The sequence below is a fragment of the Levilinea saccharolytica genome (assembly GCF_001306035.1).
Classification (GTDB): domain Bacteria; phylum Chloroflexota; class Anaerolineae; order Anaerolineales; family Anaerolineaceae; genus Levilinea; species Levilinea saccharolytica.
This window is the reverse complement of record NZ_LGCM01000003.1, coordinates 17,855-33,055: the sequence shown is the minus strand read 5'-3', so window position 1 is coordinate 33,055 and position 15,201 is coordinate 17,855. Positions and strand designations below refer to the sequence as shown.

At 55.8% G+C, this 15,201-nt stretch carries 16 protein-coding genes and 1 tRNA gene; 12 read left to right on the top strand and 5 right to left on the bottom strand.

All coding sequences use genetic code 11. The annotated features are described in order from the left end of the window. Positions 1-42 precede the first annotated feature (42 nt). On the top strand, positions 43-495 hold the full coding sequence (locus ADN01_RS00945; protein ID WP_062419459.1) for a hypothetical protein: 453 nt from the start codon (positions 43-45) through the stop codon (positions 493-495). 10 nt (positions 496-505) lie between these two features. Here ADN01_RS00945 and ADN01_RS00940 read toward each other — a convergent pair whose 3' ends face one another. Then, the gene (locus ADN01_RS00940) at positions 506-1,069 is read right to left on the bottom strand and encodes a manganese efflux pump MntP (RefSeq protein ID WP_062419460.1); all 564 of its coding nucleotides are present in this window, start codon (positions 1,067-1,069) and stop codon (positions 506-508) included. Between the two features lie 189 nt (positions 1,070-1,258). On the opposite strand from ADN01_RS00940, the gene ADN01_RS00935 reads away from it, so the two are divergent. From ADN01_RS00935 to ADN01_RS00920, 4 genes are all read left to right on the top strand, one after another. Beyond that, positions 1,259-1,933, top strand: a complete 675-nt coding sequence (locus tag ADN01_RS00935; protein ID WP_062419461.1) for a metal-dependent transcriptional regulator — start codon at positions 1,259-1,261, stop codon at positions 1,931-1,933. Between the two features lie 116 nt (positions 1,934-2,049). Further along, a complete protein-coding gene (locus ADN01_RS00930) occupies positions 2,050-2,256 on the top strand; it encodes a YgaP family membrane protein (RefSeq protein WP_062419462.1) in 207 nt (68 codons plus the stop codon). Between the two features lie 39 nt (positions 2,257-2,295). Then, a complete protein-coding gene (locus ADN01_RS00925) occupies positions 2,296-2,847 on the top strand; it encodes a thioredoxin family protein (RefSeq protein ID WP_082142937.1) in 552 nt (183 codons plus the stop codon). A gap of 198 nt (positions 2,848-3,045) precedes the next feature. After that, positions 3,046-3,552 (top strand): DUF7282 domain-containing protein, encoded by a 507-nt coding sequence (locus tag ADN01_RS00920; RefSeq protein ID WP_147238918.1) that lies wholly within the window; start codon positions 3,046-3,048, stop codon positions 3,550-3,552. Between the two features lie 58 nt (positions 3,553-3,610). On the opposite strand, the gene ADN01_RS00915 is transcribed toward ADN01_RS00920, so the two are convergent. From ADN01_RS00915 to ADN01_RS00905, 3 genes are all read right to left on the bottom strand, one after another. After that, entirely contained in the window at positions 3,611-4,084 is a 474-nt protein-coding gene (locus ADN01_RS00915; RefSeq protein WP_062419465.1) for a GNAT family N-acetyltransferase, read from the bottom strand. Positions 4,085-4,160: 76 nt separating this feature from the next. Then, complete coding sequence (locus tag ADN01_RS00910; RefSeq protein ID WP_062419466.1) at positions 4,161-4,577, bottom strand: GxxExxY protein; 417 nt, start codon at positions 4,575-4,577, stop codon at positions 4,161-4,163. A gap of 663 nt (positions 4,578-5,240) precedes the next feature. Then, positions 5,241-5,315, bottom strand: a tRNA-Val gene (locus ADN01_RS00905). 208 nt (positions 5,316-5,523) lie between these two features. Here ADN01_RS00905 and ADN01_RS00900 point away from each other — a divergent pair. The 6 genes from ADN01_RS00900 to ADN01_RS18975 all read left to right on the top strand — a co-directional run bounded on the left by ADN01_RS00900 (position 5,524) and on the right by ADN01_RS18975 (position 12,734). After that, positions 5,524-7,026 carry an efflux RND transporter periplasmic adaptor subunit gene (locus ADN01_RS00900; protein ID WP_062419467.1) on the top strand — a complete coding sequence of 501 codons (1,503 nt, stop codon included), beginning with the start codon at positions 5,524-5,526 and terminating at the stop codon, positions 7,024-7,026. A gap of 44 nt (positions 7,027-7,070) precedes the next feature. Further along, positions 7,071-8,489 carry an efflux RND transporter periplasmic adaptor subunit gene (locus tag ADN01_RS00895; protein ID WP_062419468.1) on the top strand — a complete coding sequence of 473 codons (1,419 nt, stop codon included), beginning with the start codon at positions 7,071-7,073 and terminating at the stop codon, positions 8,487-8,489. A 62-nt stretch (positions 8,490-8,551) separates the two neighbouring features. Then, a complete protein-coding gene (locus ADN01_RS00890) occupies positions 8,552-9,955 on the top strand; it encodes an efflux RND transporter periplasmic adaptor subunit (protein WP_062419469.1) in 1,404 nt (467 codons plus the stop codon). A gap of 4 nt (positions 9,956-9,959) precedes the next feature. Continuing rightward, positions 9,960-10,748 carry an ABC transporter ATP-binding protein gene (locus ADN01_RS00885; RefSeq protein WP_330218286.1) on the top strand — a complete coding sequence of 263 codons (789 nt, stop codon included), beginning with the start codon at positions 9,960-9,962 and terminating at the stop codon, positions 10,746-10,748. Next, positions 10,745-11,974, top strand: a complete 1,230-nt coding sequence (locus tag ADN01_RS00880; protein WP_062419470.1) for an ABC transporter permease — start codon at positions 10,745-10,747, stop codon at positions 11,972-11,974. The genes ADN01_RS00885 and ADN01_RS00880 overlap by 4 nt, the downstream gene beginning before the upstream one ends. A gap of 46 nt (positions 11,975-12,020) precedes the next feature. Next, positions 12,021-12,734 carry a hypothetical protein gene (locus ADN01_RS18975; RefSeq protein WP_075070843.1) on the top strand — a complete coding sequence of 238 codons (714 nt, stop codon included), beginning with the start codon at positions 12,021-12,023 and terminating at the stop codon, positions 12,732-12,734. A gap of 235 nt (positions 12,735-12,969) precedes the next feature. Here ADN01_RS18975 and ADN01_RS00870 read toward each other — a convergent pair whose 3' ends face one another. Then, complete coding sequence (locus ADN01_RS00870; protein ID WP_062419472.1) at positions 12,970-14,361, bottom strand: family 4 glycosyl hydrolase; 1,392 nt, start codon at positions 14,359-14,361, stop codon at positions 12,970-12,972. A 191-nt stretch (positions 14,362-14,552) separates the two neighbouring features. On the opposite strand from ADN01_RS00870, the gene ADN01_RS00865 reads away from it, so the two are divergent. Next, entirely contained in the window at positions 14,553-15,119 is a 567-nt protein-coding gene (locus tag ADN01_RS00865) for a M23 family metallopeptidase (RefSeq protein ID WP_062419473.1), read from the top strand. Positions 15,120-15,201 lie beyond the last annotated feature (82 nt).

Here is a 15,201-nt window from a genome sequence, read left to right as displayed (position 1 = left end):
TTTCGGGTACAATTTGCGTATATGTAGATAAGGAGCGCCATTATGAGCGATTGGAATAAACACGCAGACAGCAGTCAAAACATTCAGGCCGCCATCTGGCTGATCGGCCTGGGCATCCTGTGGCTCACCGGTCAGTGGTGGCCCGGCATCTTGATCTTGATCGGCCTGAGCATGGTCGCCAAGTCCTTCGTTCGCAGCGCCGAACCCGAAGCCCCCGCCGCGCCGGAGCCGACCCTCGACCCCGCCCCTGCGCCAGCAGCCGAAACGCCCAGCCAGCCGGAGAGCCGCTTTGAAGCCGAGCCCATCCCGCCGGAAGCTGCTCCTGCCCCCGCTCCCGTATCCTCCGTGCAGGGGGATATCCGCCGCCTGCCCAACCGCTGTCCCATGTGCGGCGCTCCGGTGCAGCCCGCGGATGTGGTCTGGCGTTCGGTCAATGATCCCGCCTGCGCGTTCTGCAGCGCCAACTTGATCACCGGTCAGCCCGCGCCCCTTTAACCCGCGGGCTTCAGACCAGCAGGTGGCTCAATAGGATGCGCACGCCGATGCCGGTCAAAATCAGGCCGCCCACGATCTCCATCTTTTTCCCAAAGTGCGCCCCCAGGCTCTGACCAATCAGCAGCCCCACCAGCGACAACCCCAGCGTCACCACACCGATCAACAGGCTGGCCGCCCACACGTTCATCGATAACATCGCCATCCCCAGCCCAACCGCCATCGCGTCCAGGCTGGTGGCCACGCACAGCATCACCAGGGTGCCCCCGCGGGAAGGGTCTGCGCACCCACAGCGGTCTTCATCGGGGGAGAGGCCGCTTTTGATCATGCGGATGCCCACAAAGGCCAGCAGCGCCAGCGCGATCCAGTGATCCACCGCGGAGATCAAATGCGCCACGGTGCTGCCCAGCAGCCAGCCCAAAAGGGTCATGCCCCCCTGAAACAGCCCAAAATGAAACGATAAGCGAAAAATCGGGCGCGGCGTGCGGGCCGCGTCCGTGGTGCCAATCCCCAAAGACACCGCAAAGGCGTCCATCGCCAACCCCACTGCAATGACTAAAGATGTCCAAAAGTCCATGTTCTGTCTCGTTTGTGTGATATGCCGCGCCGCGGTGACCTGCATTATACCGTCATCAGCCGGGGAAGTCAGGTTTCAAACGTCACCTACGCGGGCTGATTCAATCCTGTTTTTGGCAGACTGCGGGGGGTTTCCCGCTTGAATTTTCGCGTGAAAAGATGTAAGTTATGCTAGGGCATAAAAAATGTCATGAACGCGATAAACTTAAGCGAAAACGAAGAAATGCACCTCCTGGCGGCAGCCCGGCTCATCGAAAACGGCCATCCCCAACCGGTCTCGCTGAATCGGGTGGCCGATCAACTATCCATCCAGCCCATCTCAGCCAACCAGATGGCGCGCCGCCTGGAAGAGCACGGCCTGATCACCTACCAGCCCTACAAAGGTGTTTCACTCACCCCCGCGGGCTGGCAAATCACCCGCCGCATCCTGCGCTGCCGCCGCCTGTGGGAGACCTTCCTGGTGCAGCACCTGCATACTGCCCAGGCAGAAGCAGAAGCTTTGGCCTGCCGGCTGGAACACTTCACCAGTGAGCAAATTGCCGCCCAGTTGGATACGTATTTGGGCAGCCCCACCGCCAGCCCCTCGGGCCACCCCATCCCCGCCGGCAGCACCTCTCCGCCCGACCCCGGGGTGCCTCTGGCGCTGCTGCAGGCCGGTGAGCGCGCCCAGGTGCTGCAATTGAGCGCCCCACCCGCCGACAGCGCTTTCCTGCAAAGCGCCGGCCTGGCTGCTGGTCAAATCTTGACCCTGCAGGCGGTGGACGGCCGCGGACGGCGGCTGATCACCTTAGAAGCCAGCGGGCAAAGCCTTCAGCTAAGCACAGCCTTGTGCCAGGCTGTGCGCGTTCAGTCATTGATTTCCTGATCCCAGCCCATCAGTATTCAGTCCAATCCACAGCGGCCGGCGTACGCCTGTCACTTTTTTCCTGTGCGCGCATCCAATCATTATCGATTGGTTATTAATGAATGGAGGATAGTGAGATGCAAAAGTGGATTAATGAAGCAAGTTGGGATCGTGTCGTCCGCGTGGTTTTAGGTCTGGTTTTATTGGTTTTAGGTTGGGGTGGTTTTGTGAGCGGCGGGTGGGGCCTGGCCCTCAAGATCATCGGCTTTGTGCCCCTGCTTACCGGCCTTTTCGGCTTCTGCCCCATCTACGCCCTGCTGAAGTTCCGCACCAACCGCGCCTAGGCTCAATTCAAAATTCATGACCGATCACGGGGCGGGCCAATGCTCGCCCCGTCGATGAGGACAGCTATGCAGCCTGATGAGTTTACCCAGCACATCCAATCTACCCAAACCCCCACCCTGGTCGAATTTTGGGCCCCCTGGTGCGCCCCCTGCCGTGCCATGACCCCCGACCTGGAGCGCGCCGCCGAAGAGCACCGTGACGGCGTGACCCTGCTGCGGATCAACGCCGATTCCTCCCACGAGCTGCTCCGCCAACTGGGCGTCATGGGCATCCCCACCCTGATCGGTTACCAGCAAGGCCAGGAAGTCTTTCGCCGCACCGGAGCGCAAAATATAGACGGCATCCGTGAGATGTTCACCGCTCTGTCCGCCAACCGCCCCCTGCGCCGCGGCCCCTCCCCCGCAGATCGTGTGCTGCGCCTGGGCGCCGGACTGGCCCTGGTGATCCTCGGCCTCAGCCAGGGCGGGCTGCTGCTGCCCATGGCCGCAGGTTTGCTCCTGGCGTTCACCGGCATATACGACCGCTGCCCCATTTACCAAACCCTGGCGCCGCGCCTGAAATCCCTGCTGCGCAAATGGTTCCTCCCCTAAAATACTGCGCCAACGCCGGTCTCAAGCTCGTTTCACCCCCGGCTCCACGCTGATTCCCCGTCAAGATTCTGTCAAAACATTGAAAAATTGATCTTTTACCATATAGATTCCTATATGGATTTATGCTAATATTATCTCACTGTCACAGCAGATGGCGCTCCAGAAAACGCCATCCTAAAAAACCAAGGGAGAAGGAAGATGAAAATCGCTAAATGGAGTCGCATGTTGTTTATTCTCAGCCTGCTGATCATGATCGCGTTGATGGTAGCGGCCTGCCAGCCCGCTGCCAGCCCCACCGCCGAAGGCAGCACCAGCACTGGTGGGAACGGCGCCCAGGCTCCCGCCCCCATCGTCACCGTCACTGAAGTCGCCGGGCCATACATTAAAATCAGCGACCAGGCCATCCCCAACAAGCGCGTCATCCTGGACGAGAGCTGGAGTGAAGTGGCTGGTTGGTTGGTCATCTACAACGACAAAGACGGCGCGGCCAATGAAGTCATCGGTTACGGCACCCTCGCCCAGGGCCGCAACATGAATTCCCAGATCAAAGTGGACATCACCAAAGCCACCGAGACCCTGCACGCCATCATTCATGTGGATGTCGGTAAGGTATCAATCTTCGAGTTCCCCGGGGTAGATGAACCTTATTTGTTCAACGGCAACCCCGTCGAGACCACCTTCAAAGTCACCGGCGGTCTGCCCTAATCCATTTTTCAATTCATCCTTCCAAGCGGCCTACCCAGGCCGCTTTTTGATTCCCCGGCTAATCCATCAGGCTCAAAATAAAATTCGCGCCCGTCTCACGTTCGCTCCAGCCGGCCTTGCGGTAAAACCCGCGCTCATAGGATTCGCGCTGGCGGAAATTGATGAGGCTCAGCCGCGAACATCCCCGCCGCAGGCCTTCTTCACGCACCACCGCCAAAAGCCGCTGGCCCACCCCCTGGCCGCGGGCGGCCTCTTCCACAAACAGCTCCGAGATATATCCCTCCGGCCCTCTCAGGATTAAATACGGCAGCCAATGCACTGCCACATATCCCAAAAGGTGTCTTTGCTCGTCCTCCGCCAGCCACACATCGTGCGAATCATCCCCCAGGCACAGACCCAGGTGGGTCTCAATGCGGGCTGCGGTCGTTTCCAAATCTTCTGTGTCAAAACGGTGAAACCAGCCGATCCCGCGGATCAATTCCGCCAGGGCACGGCTGTCTGCCAGGACGGCTTTGCGAAGGGACATTTCCATCAGAATCCGATCCTTCTCATAGGTTTTGAATTTTGAGCATGAACTCCGGGTAAATCCCTGCGGATGAAGCCGTGACTCACTGCGCGGGGCTCTCGGTAAGCGTCTCATGGGATGGCTGAAGGTTCAGCACCATGCGCTTATATTCAAGGGACGGCGCGCCAAAATTGATCAGCAGCGAACGCTGTAAACCAGCGGCTTTGAGATAGTTGATCATCTGGGCTTCTTCAATGCCGCTCAGCGCGCTCAGGGCCTTCAGCTCAACGATGATTTCATCATAACAAACAAAATCGGCACGATACCGACAGGTTAAGGGCTCATTTTTATAGGTGATGACCAGGCCCACTTCTCGCGCAAAAGGGATCCCGCGCAGCGCAAATTCTCTAGCCAGGGCTTCCTGATAGACTGCTTCCAAAAAGCCTGCTCCCAGCACACGGTGAACTTCCATTGCAGCGCCAATGATGGCATAGGTTTGTGGGTCGCGGTGGATTGCCATTGTATTCTTTACCCCTTTGGTTCATTCCAATTCACAGATTGCCATCTGCACCGTCTTCGCCATCCGCGGATGACTTCTCTGTGATCTTATAGCTTTTCATCTGCGAAATCTGCGTAATCTGCGGATGACTTCTCTGTGATCTTATAGCTTTTCATCTGCGAAATCTGCGTAATCTGCGGATGACTTTTTCTTTGATCTTAAGGCTTTCATCTGCGAAATCTGCGTAATCTGCGGATCAATTTCTTTTCTTCTTGCCCATCTGCGGATGAATTCTTTCGATCTTTTATGATTTTATCATCTGCGCAACCTGCGGATGACTTCTCTATAATCTTATAGCTTTTCATCTGCGAAATCTGCGTAATCTGCGGATGACTTTTCTTTGATCTTAAGGCTTTCATCTGCGAAATCTGCGTAATCTGCGGATGACTTTTCTTTGATCTTAAGGCTTTCATCTGCGTAATCTGCGCAATCTGCGGATCAATTTCTTTTCTTCTTGCCCATCTGCGGATGAATTCTTTCGATCTTTTATGATTTTATCATCTGCGTAATCTGCGCAATCTGCGGATCATTTTCTTTTCTTCTTTCCCATCTGCGTTATCTGCGGATCCTTCTTCCCCCCTGATGATAAAACAAAAACCAGCCGACTTTCATCGGCTGGCCTTGTGGGCGCGGAGGGGCTCGAACCCACGAACCTCACGGATGTGAACCGTGCGCTCTAACCAACTGAGCTACGCGCCCGTTTGTGTAGCAAATTTTACCACGCTTTTACCTCACTCGCAAGACAAATTTCAAAAACCACGAAAGCAAATCACCCCCCGATCCCATCATTCCATTCAAGAAATTAAGAAGCACGATTAACACACCTTCTAAACAAAATCTGAACATCTGAAAATTAAGATGGTATCGAAGCCATTCGTGTACCAAATTATGGTTTATGGGAGGGATTATGAAACGTAGCAAGCCGGCTGCGTCCAACCAACGCCTTTGGCAAAAGAAAGGCATTTGGGCAGCGGTGATCCTCTTTCTTGCGGCCTGCGGGGGAGCCGCCTGGTATTTTTTGTATGGGCCCCAAGCCGTCCTGGCACAATCGGCGTCCAAGGCCGCAGCTGCGGTGAACACCACCCTGGTGAAAAAAGGGGATTTAAGCGTAACCGTCTCCGGCTCTGGGGTGCTGGAAGCCAATCGCACCGTGGATCTCAGTTTCTCTACCGGCGGAACGGTATCTGATGTTCATGTCCAACTCGGAGACATGGTGAAAGAAGGCCAGGTATTGGCGCGGCTGGACAATGCTTCCTCCCTGGAGGCCAATGTCGTATCCCTCCAGCTCAAATTGCTGCAAGCGCAAAAAGACCTGACCGATTTGCAGCAGAACGCCGATGTATCCCTGGCCGAGGCGTATCAGGATTGGGTCACAGCCAAAGCAGCCTATCAAGAAGCCGTCGCTGCCCAGCAGCGCACGGCTTATGCACGCTGCAGCGAAGAGGTCAACACCCGATATAAAACCCAATTGGACCAGGCCTCCTCCAGAATGAATGAACTGGCCGTGCATTCTTTGGGCACAGATGCATGGGTGGATGCGAAAAACACTTACGATACCGCCCTGGCAAATTACACCTACTGCACCACCTATACCGAAAGTGAAAAAATCGAAGCCCAGGCTGCCGTGGATGTGTCAAAAACAAAAATGGATCAAGCCGAACGCAAATACAACACCCTAAAATCGGCTGCCGGCATTGATCCCAGTCAATTGGCCCTGGATGAAGCCGCGGTCGAAACGTATCGTCTTCAGCTCATTCAAGCCAAAGAAGACCTGCAAGGGATGACGCTCACCGCCCCGATGGACGGCAAAGTGGTCTATCTGGCGTCTGGGGTTGGCACCATCGTAGATACCTCAAAATTCATCTCCATCGCCGATGTCAGCCGCCCGCAATTGATCGTGAGCGTGGACGAATCCGATATCGATCACTTTGTCCTCAGCAGCCCGGCTTCGGTCATTTTTGATGCGCTCCCAGACCAGACCTTTCATGGGGTGATCACACAGGTCGACCCCTCGCTGACCAGCTCCGGTCAATACCGTATTTTGAAAGGCGTGCTGACCCTGAACACGGATGCCGTTCGAACGGTGCAGAATCTCCCCTTAGGACTCAATGCTTCCGTCACCATTGTGTACAAAGAAATCAAAGATGCTTTGATCATTCCAGTCACGGCGTTAAAGAAATTGAATGGGGAAGGCTACGAGGTTCAACTGGTTGATAACGATGGAACCACCCGTTCGCAAGAAGTTCAAATTGGTCTGCAGGACGGCACGTATGCTGAAGTCCTCAGTGGACTGAATGAAGGCGACAAAATTATTGCCATCACGGGAAACAGTTCCTCCAGCCCATCCTCCAATCCATTTACCGATGGCGGAATGATGATGCCGGGCGGCGGCATGCCGCCACCTCCTTAGAAAAGAGCCCCCCCATGACTCAAAGTGATCCTAAGGAGTAAAAAATGAAAAGAAAAACTGTGATCATCATCCTCATCACCGCTGTTGCAGTGCTGGGTCTGGGATTTGGCGTCTGGCAAAGCGGTAAAGCCGTCCCATCAAACGCCGCGCAAACCGCCGGGGACTACCAAACCGCCACCGTACGCAGAGGAAATATTACCGTAACGGTGTCTGGCACGGGGAATGTTGTTCCCTCCAAAACCGCAAACCTGGGTTTTGCGGTGAGCGGCGAGATCGCCGAGCTGAATGTGCAGGTTGGAGACACCGTCAAGGCGGGCCAAACCCTGGCGCGGCTAAAGAACACCGCAGCCTTAGCCCTGGAAGTGCAGTCTCAGCAGGTCGCCGTTCAAAGCGCTGAAAAAAACCTGCTTGAGCTTACAGCAAACGCAAATGCCAACCTGGCACAGGCGGTCATAGACCTGGCCTCAGCGGAAGCCGCTTATGAAGACGCCAAAATTCATTTGCGCACCAAAGGTCAAGGCCGCTGCGAACAAGCTGTGACCGAAACGTATTACTACGAATGGCTGGATTGGCAGGTTCAAATCATCCCCTGGCAAAAGGAACTGGAAGACGGGAACTCCAAGTACGGCAAAGACTATATTCTGGAGCAGCTCAAACCCCTCTGGTCGAAAAGCGATCAGGCGTATATCAACTATACCTATTGCCAGACGTTCACGGATGCAGAGATTGAAGCCTCTCAGGCCGCCTTACAGGTTGCCAAAGCCAACTTGCAGCAGAAAACGCGCGATTATGAATCATTAAAAGCGAATAACGGCATCGACAGCACCGCGCTGGAAATCGCGCAGGCCAGCCTGAAAAACGCCCAGCTCCAGCTCCTCCAGGCCCAAAACAATCTGGACGGTGCCGCCATCACCGCCCCAATGGATGGATCCGTCACAGCCGTCAACGGAGATATCGGCGAAATCGTAAACCCCGGCACCTTAATCACGCTCATCGACCTGGAATCGCCGCAGGTGCAGGTCAACATCGACGAAACCGATCTGGCCAATTTTGCCGTGGGCTGCCTGGCGCAAATCACCTTCGAGAGCATCCCCGGCCAAACCTTCTCCGGGGTGGTCACCCAGGTTTCCCCTACATTGATCGAATCCAACAGCGGCAGCAGCCTTCAAGGATACGTCAGCCTGAACCAGAGCAAGACCCTTTCCGGCAAAAACCTTCCCATTGGATTGACGGCATCCGTCGAAGTGACCTATGGTGAGGCGCAAAACGCGTTGGTCGTCGCGGCGCAGGCCGTCTACCCGCCCAAAGACGGCGGAAAACCCTATGTATACATCCTCAATACCCAGGTGCAGCCAGAAAAACGTGAAATTGAACTGGGCTTAAAAACAGTCGCTTTGGCCGAAATCAAAAGCGGCTTGAGCGAAGGCGAAAAAGTCATTATTTCTGAAGTGGAAAACCAATAAGGCCCGTCATCACCCGCAATTTTTAATTCGTCAGGAGAGCAGCCGTGAGATCAAAGACGATCATGAACAGGAACATCAAAAGAATTTGGGCAGTTGCAGCGCTGGCTGTGGTGATCATCGGCGCAGCCGCTGGATATTTCATTTGGAACCAGCAGCAAACGGCGCAGGCGCAGTCATCCGAAACCACCCTGTACACCTCAAAAGTAAAACAAGGCAGTATCACCCTTTCCGTTAGCGGCTCCGGCACGCTGACCGCCGGAAAAGAGCGCTCACTCGCTTTTTCCACCTCCGGCACGGTCGCGGAGGTGAACGTGCAGGTGGGCGATGTGGTGAAACAAGGTCAGGAACTGGCAAAATTGGTTCCATCCGAAGAGCTGCAAGTCAATCTCACCAGCGCGCAGCAAGAACTGGCCAGCGCCCAGGAGGATTTGCAAACCTTGAAGGGAAATGCGGCCGCGAATATCGCGAATGCCCAGTTGGCCCTGGCCTCCGCGCAAAAAGCGGTGATTGACGCAAAATCGGACCTGATTCAACCCGGCATGGTGCGCTGCGATCAAGACACCATTGATGTGTATTACTACGCGTATAAAACGGCCAAAGAAAAGCTGGATGCGCTCGGCGCTGGGGTTGGAGATATGGATTACTACAACCGGGTCATCTTGCCCGCCAAGAATGCCGCCGCATCTGCGTATGCCACCTATGAGTATTGCTTTGGATATACCGACTACGAAATTTCATCTTCCCAGGCGACCCTATCCCTCGAAGAAGCCAACCTGACCCTTGCACAGGAAAAGCTGGACACATTGATGAAAAATAACGGCCTCGATCCCGTTGAGCTGGCTGCCGCCGAAAACAAAGTGGCCGTTGCTCAGTTCGCCTTTGATCAGGCAAAAGAAAAATTAGCTGGCATGACCCTTACTGCCCCCTTTGATGGAACCATCTTAAGTGTAGCCGGTAATCCAGGAGACAGCGCAGATACCAACGCCTTTATCACGATTGCAGATCTTGCCCACCCTCTGGTCGAATTCAGCATTGATGAGACCGATATGGACAAAATCAGCGTGGGCGAAACCGCCGAAGTGACCTTTGATGCCCTTCCGGATCTGACCTTCACCGGGAAAGTTCTGCGCATCAACCCCGAATTGCAGACTTCCGGCGGTTATAACGTGGTCACGGGCGTGATTCAACTCGATCTCAGCGGCATGCAGAACCCGCCCACCCTGCGGAAAGGCCTGAGCGCATCCGTCACATTGATCCAGGCCAGCGCAGAAGATGTCCTTCTGGTGCCCGTTCAGGCGGTTCGCGATCTTGGAAACGGCAAGTACGGCGTTTTTGTGGTGGGGAATGACGGCGCAACCAGCTTGAAATTTGTCCAGATCGGTCTGATGGATGCCGCCAGCGCCGAAGTGAAAAGTGGGCTGAGCCTAGGCGAAACTGTCTCAACCGGCGATGTTCAGACGAAATAAAGGCATGGATATGGACAACACAACCTCAGAAAATGAAATCATCATCGAAACCATTGACCTGAAAAAAGCATACGGTGCAGGTGACGCGCTGGTGATGGCGGTCAACGGCATCAGCATCAAAATCAAAAAAGGCGAGTTTGTCGCCATCATGGGGCCCAGCGGCTCTGGAAAGAGTACATTGATGAACATCCTCGCCTGCCTGGATCAACCCACAGAGGGCAGGTACATTCTGGACGGCGAAGATGTCAGTGAATATTCCCGCCCAGAGCTTGCTATGATCCGCAGCCAAAAATTGGGATTCGTATTTCAGTCTTTCAACCTGCTGCCGCGCGTGTCTGCGCTGGAAAACGTCATGCTGCCCATGATCTACCGGCGTGAGAACCGGATCAGCCTTGCCGAGAGAAAACACATCGCCGAAAACGCGCTGGAGCATGTGGGGCTGGCAGAACGAATGCACCACATGCCCAATGAGCTTTCCGGCGGTCAGCAGCAGCGGGTGGCCATTGCCCGCGCGCTGGTGAATGATCCCGTGTTGGTGCTGGCGGATGAACCCACCGGCAATCTGGATTCCAAATCCAGCGAGGAAATCATGGAACTGCTCCATAGCCTGCATGACCGCGGCCGCACCATCGTCATGGTCACCCATGAACCCGATGTCGCCCATCACACGGAGCGCATCATCACCGTGCGCGACGGCAAATTGTTCGACGACCATCCCAACGGGAAACGGGTGACCTGGCAAAATGCGACCGGAATTGATTTCAGCCCTGCTCAGGAGGCAGTTCAACCATGAACATTTCCGAAATCTTAAAAATCGCACTCAAAAGCCTGACCTCAAACAAGTTAAGGTCCATTCTGACCATGCTGGGCGTGATCATCGGCGTGGCAGCGGTCATTGTCATGATCTCCATCAGCGCAGGGACCGAAGCCACGATTGCCGAAAAGATCAATGGGCTGGGATCCAATCTGCTTTTTATCAATCAGGCCTTCACGCGCGGAGGCCCAGGGCAGGGAAATCAACAGGGCGGGCTGGTGTATTCCGATGTGGCCGCCATTCGCGACCAGGTGCCGGGGGTAGCTGGCGTCTCGGTGGAACAGCAAAGCAGCGTCACCATCAAATATAACGACAACACCCTCACGGATATCACCCTGGTGGGCACCACGCCCGATTATCCCACGGTGCGCAACGTGCAAATCAAAACCGGGCGTTTCATCACCGAAACCGATAATGAGCGTGCAGAAAAAATCGTGATCTTGGGATCCGAAATTGCGGCAGAATTATTCGGCGAAACCGATCCCATTGGCGAGACGATTTATGCGAATAATGTTCAGCTGGTGGTCATTGGCGTGCTCGCCCCCAAAGGGATCTCCGGCGGAACCGATTTTGACTCATTAATCTACACCCCCATCAATGTGGTATTCAAGAAATTTGAAAACAATCCGTTCGCGCGTTTCATGGGCGACCGTGTGCGCACCATTTTTGTGTCGGTTGACCAGAACGCCTCCATGGACACGGTCAAAGAACAGATCACCCTGCTGCTGACCGGCCGCCACAAAGTGACCAGCGACACCCTCGACTTTAATATCACCAGCCAATCTGACATCATCTCCACGCAGGAATCGACCACCGAATCCTTCCGCACGCTGCTGGCCTGGGTGGCCGGGGTATCCCTGATCGTGGGAGGGATTGGCATCATGAATATCATGCTGGTCAGCGTCACCGAACGCACCCGTGAAATCGGCTTACGTCAGGCGGTGGGCGCCACCCCCGCGGACATCGAAGTCCAATTCCTGACCGAAGCGCTGATGTTAAGCCTATTCGGCGGGCTCATCGGCGTGTTGATGGGCGTTGGTGGTTCAGAGCTATTTGGCAAACTGAGCGGTATGCGCACGGTGATTGTCCCCTATTCCATCGTTTTATCCTTCACCTCGGCAGCCCTCATCGGCGTCTTCTTCGGCTTCATCCCCGCCCGCAAAGCTGCCCAACTGGACCCCATTGTTGCATTGAGACATGAATAACGATGCTCAAATAAAAAATATAAGAAACTTGGAAAAGGCGAAGAAAATGCGCACAAAAATAAACACTTCCATCATGACCATCTTCCTGGTTTTGATCCTGGCGGCCTGCTCTGGAACACCTGCGGTTCAAGCTCCGGCTCAGAATCAGTCGGGAGATCCAATGGCCGATTTTGCCAATCAGCCGGTTGAAAACAAACTGGCCGTCGGCATCTTGAGCCTGGAAGGGACCGACAAAGCCGTCACCGCCGATCAGGCGAAAGCCATGCTCCCCCTCTGGGAAGCAGTCAAAAGCCTGCGAACCGACCCCAATACCACCGCTCAGGAAATCAGCGGGCTGTATCAGCAAATCCAGCAAACCTTAACGCCCGATCAGGTGCAAGCCATTCAAGATTTGGATCTGGATCCGCAGGAAGTTCAGGCCTTGATGGAAAAATACGGTCTGCAATTCCAGCCAAACGCGGCGGTCACACGAGATCCAAGCGCAATGGCCACGCGAATTGCCGGCCGCAGCACCAATGGAGCCGCGGGCGGCCCGGGCGGAGGTGGTTTTGAGGGCGGGCTGGGGGGCGGCTTTGGCGGAGGCCCTGGCGGCGGTATGGGTGGAGGTTTTGCCAACGGTGCAAATCCGCCGGCCAACAACGGCTTCCAGGGCACACCGCAGCCCAATCCAGCCAGAGCAGGCGGCGGATTTCGCAATGGTTTCAACGCGCTCTTTGTGGACCCTGTGATTCACATGCTGACAGAACGTTCAGCGTCATAAACCAAACCGTTAAACGGTTGCGGGAGATGCCGCTCAGTTCTCACCCTGCAATTCGGCATCTCCCGCAAGATCTTCTTTTCCATCAGCTCACGAAACGACAATCCGCCGATAAAACGCCGGCCTCCTTCCGGCGTCTGTCACAGCGATCATACCTTGCGCGCGATCTTCCCAAACTGTTCCACCATGACCGTTTTGATCCGAAATGGATGATGGAATATCTCCGGCAATTCCCCCCCTACTCCCAAAACGTCGGCAAATACGGCCGGTACTCCGTCAAATACGCGTCTAAAATCTGCTCCGCCTGATGCAGATCGGTGATCCCCGGGCTGAAGAGCAGGCTTTGCAGCGCCTTTTGCCGGTCGCCCTGCACCACCGCGTCTACCCCCAACTGCACCACCACAATCTCGCGGCGGCACAATTCCGCCACAGCCACCGGCAGTGCCCCCACCCCCATGCCGCGCGCCCCCAATCCGCTGAACACCGCGGGAACTTCCACAATGGCTTTTTGCGGAAGGTTCAGAATATAGCCTTCATTGGGGATGTTGACCGCCAGGTGATAATGGTTGCCGGCCCGCGAAAGGTTCTCAATCACTTCCAAAGCACCTTCGCTGTCGGCCTCCAACAGAGGCGCCACCGGCGCAATCCCGCGCCCCATGCGCTCAATCTCCGCGTGTCCCTCGCCCCGCCGCACCTCCGCCGCTTCCCAATCATACAGGCTCAAATCAAACTTCTCCCACGGGCGGGCAGCCGCATCGCTCATCCACGGCAAATATTCACACAGATGCTCATCCCCCGGAATGGGAAACACCCCGAAATCAGCAAAGACCTTGCGCGTCAGCGGCTCAAAGCTGGGGTCCATTAAATCCCAGCGCTCGCGAAACAGCGGGTAAAGGTCGGCCCCGCTGGCCTTATCGCGCACATCCAACATCCAGGTAAAGTGGTTCAGCCCGGCGGCTTTGATGTCAATTTTCTCCATCGCCTGCTTGGCCACCTTCTTTAAATTCGGCCAAAAGCGCGGGTCAGCGTGGGTGGCAATCTCCCCCGGCGGAACGCGAATATCCAGTTCCTCTGCCAGGCAGTATCCCACCATGCCGTAACCCGCCTGAATCTGGTGGCACAGGCCCACCACCTTGATGGTGGAATAGCGCGCCACCGCGTCGCAAATGCGCATCATCGGGTTGGTGAAATTGATGAACCAGGCGTCCGGGCAGGCCGTTTCCATATCATGCGCAATTTGCAGCACCGGCCCCAGGTTGCGCGCCGCGTGTGCCCAGCCCCCCGGCCCGCCGTTTTCGGCATAGGGTTGGCGCAACCCAAATTTCAAAGGGATCTGAAAATCCTGCCGCCAAAGCTGCTCTCGCGGCGGAACCTCAATGGCCGAGACCACAAAGTCGGCTCCCGGCAAAGCATCTTGATGATGGGCGTGGGTGGTGATGCGCATCTGCGCGTCCCATTCCTGGTTCAGCCGCAGCGCCAGCCGCTCAATCACCCCCAGGGTCTGCGTGTTTTGATCCACCAATGCCAGATGGCTGCCCCGCAAGCGGGCGCTGCGCATCAATGCCCCCAGGGTGTTCAACCCAAAACTGGCGCTGCCTGCGCCAACCACCACAATTTTCGTCGTGAGCATTGCGCACCTCTTCCGCAGTGTGAGGATGAGTCCGGTTTCGGCCCTTTGATTAGGGGTCGACTGCGAGATCTTTAAAATTATAATACCGCTTTTTTCTGCGGGCAGCCCGCACAAGCGCTTGATTTTGGCTTGCGTTTCTCGCTCAATCGGTTATAATAAGAACATATATTCTATTATTCAGGAGGCCAATCATGCAGCGCGGATCGTGCAGCCTTACCTTGTTTGCGGCCCTGTGGATCGCGGTGGTGGCAGTGGTTCTGTTCTCCGGCCGCGCCCTCACCACCAACGCAGCCGCCCCGGCTGCTCAACCCGCCTCCTCCGCCGCGCAGCCCAAACCGGTTCCCGAGGATCCCACCCGCGTCATCGCCCCGTATAAAGAATACACCCTCACCCAGGGCCTGCACGGGGCCGAGTACGGCCACGCCGCCATTGATCTTTCCGCCGGAAAAGGCGCCCCCATCCGCTCACCCATCGAAGGCGACATCAAAGCCCACTTCGTGGATGCCATCGGCAACACCAACCTGCTCATCGAAAACGATGTCTATATGGTCACCCTGCTCCACGGTCTGTATAAGGTGCAAGAAGGGGACCACGTCACCCTGGGCCAGATCATTGGGTTAGAATCCAACCAGGGTTACACCGTGGATGCCTGGGGCCGCCTGTGCACCGGCCGAGATTGCGGCTACCACACCCATCTCAATATTCTCGACAAGCGCAGCGGCGAGAACGTCAACCCGCTGGAGCTGTTTGCGGAATAACCGCCCATCCTGGCAAGCGCACATCCCCCCATTTCAGGGTATAATTAAGGTGTTAAGCCCAGCGCGGCGTAAACGCAATTCT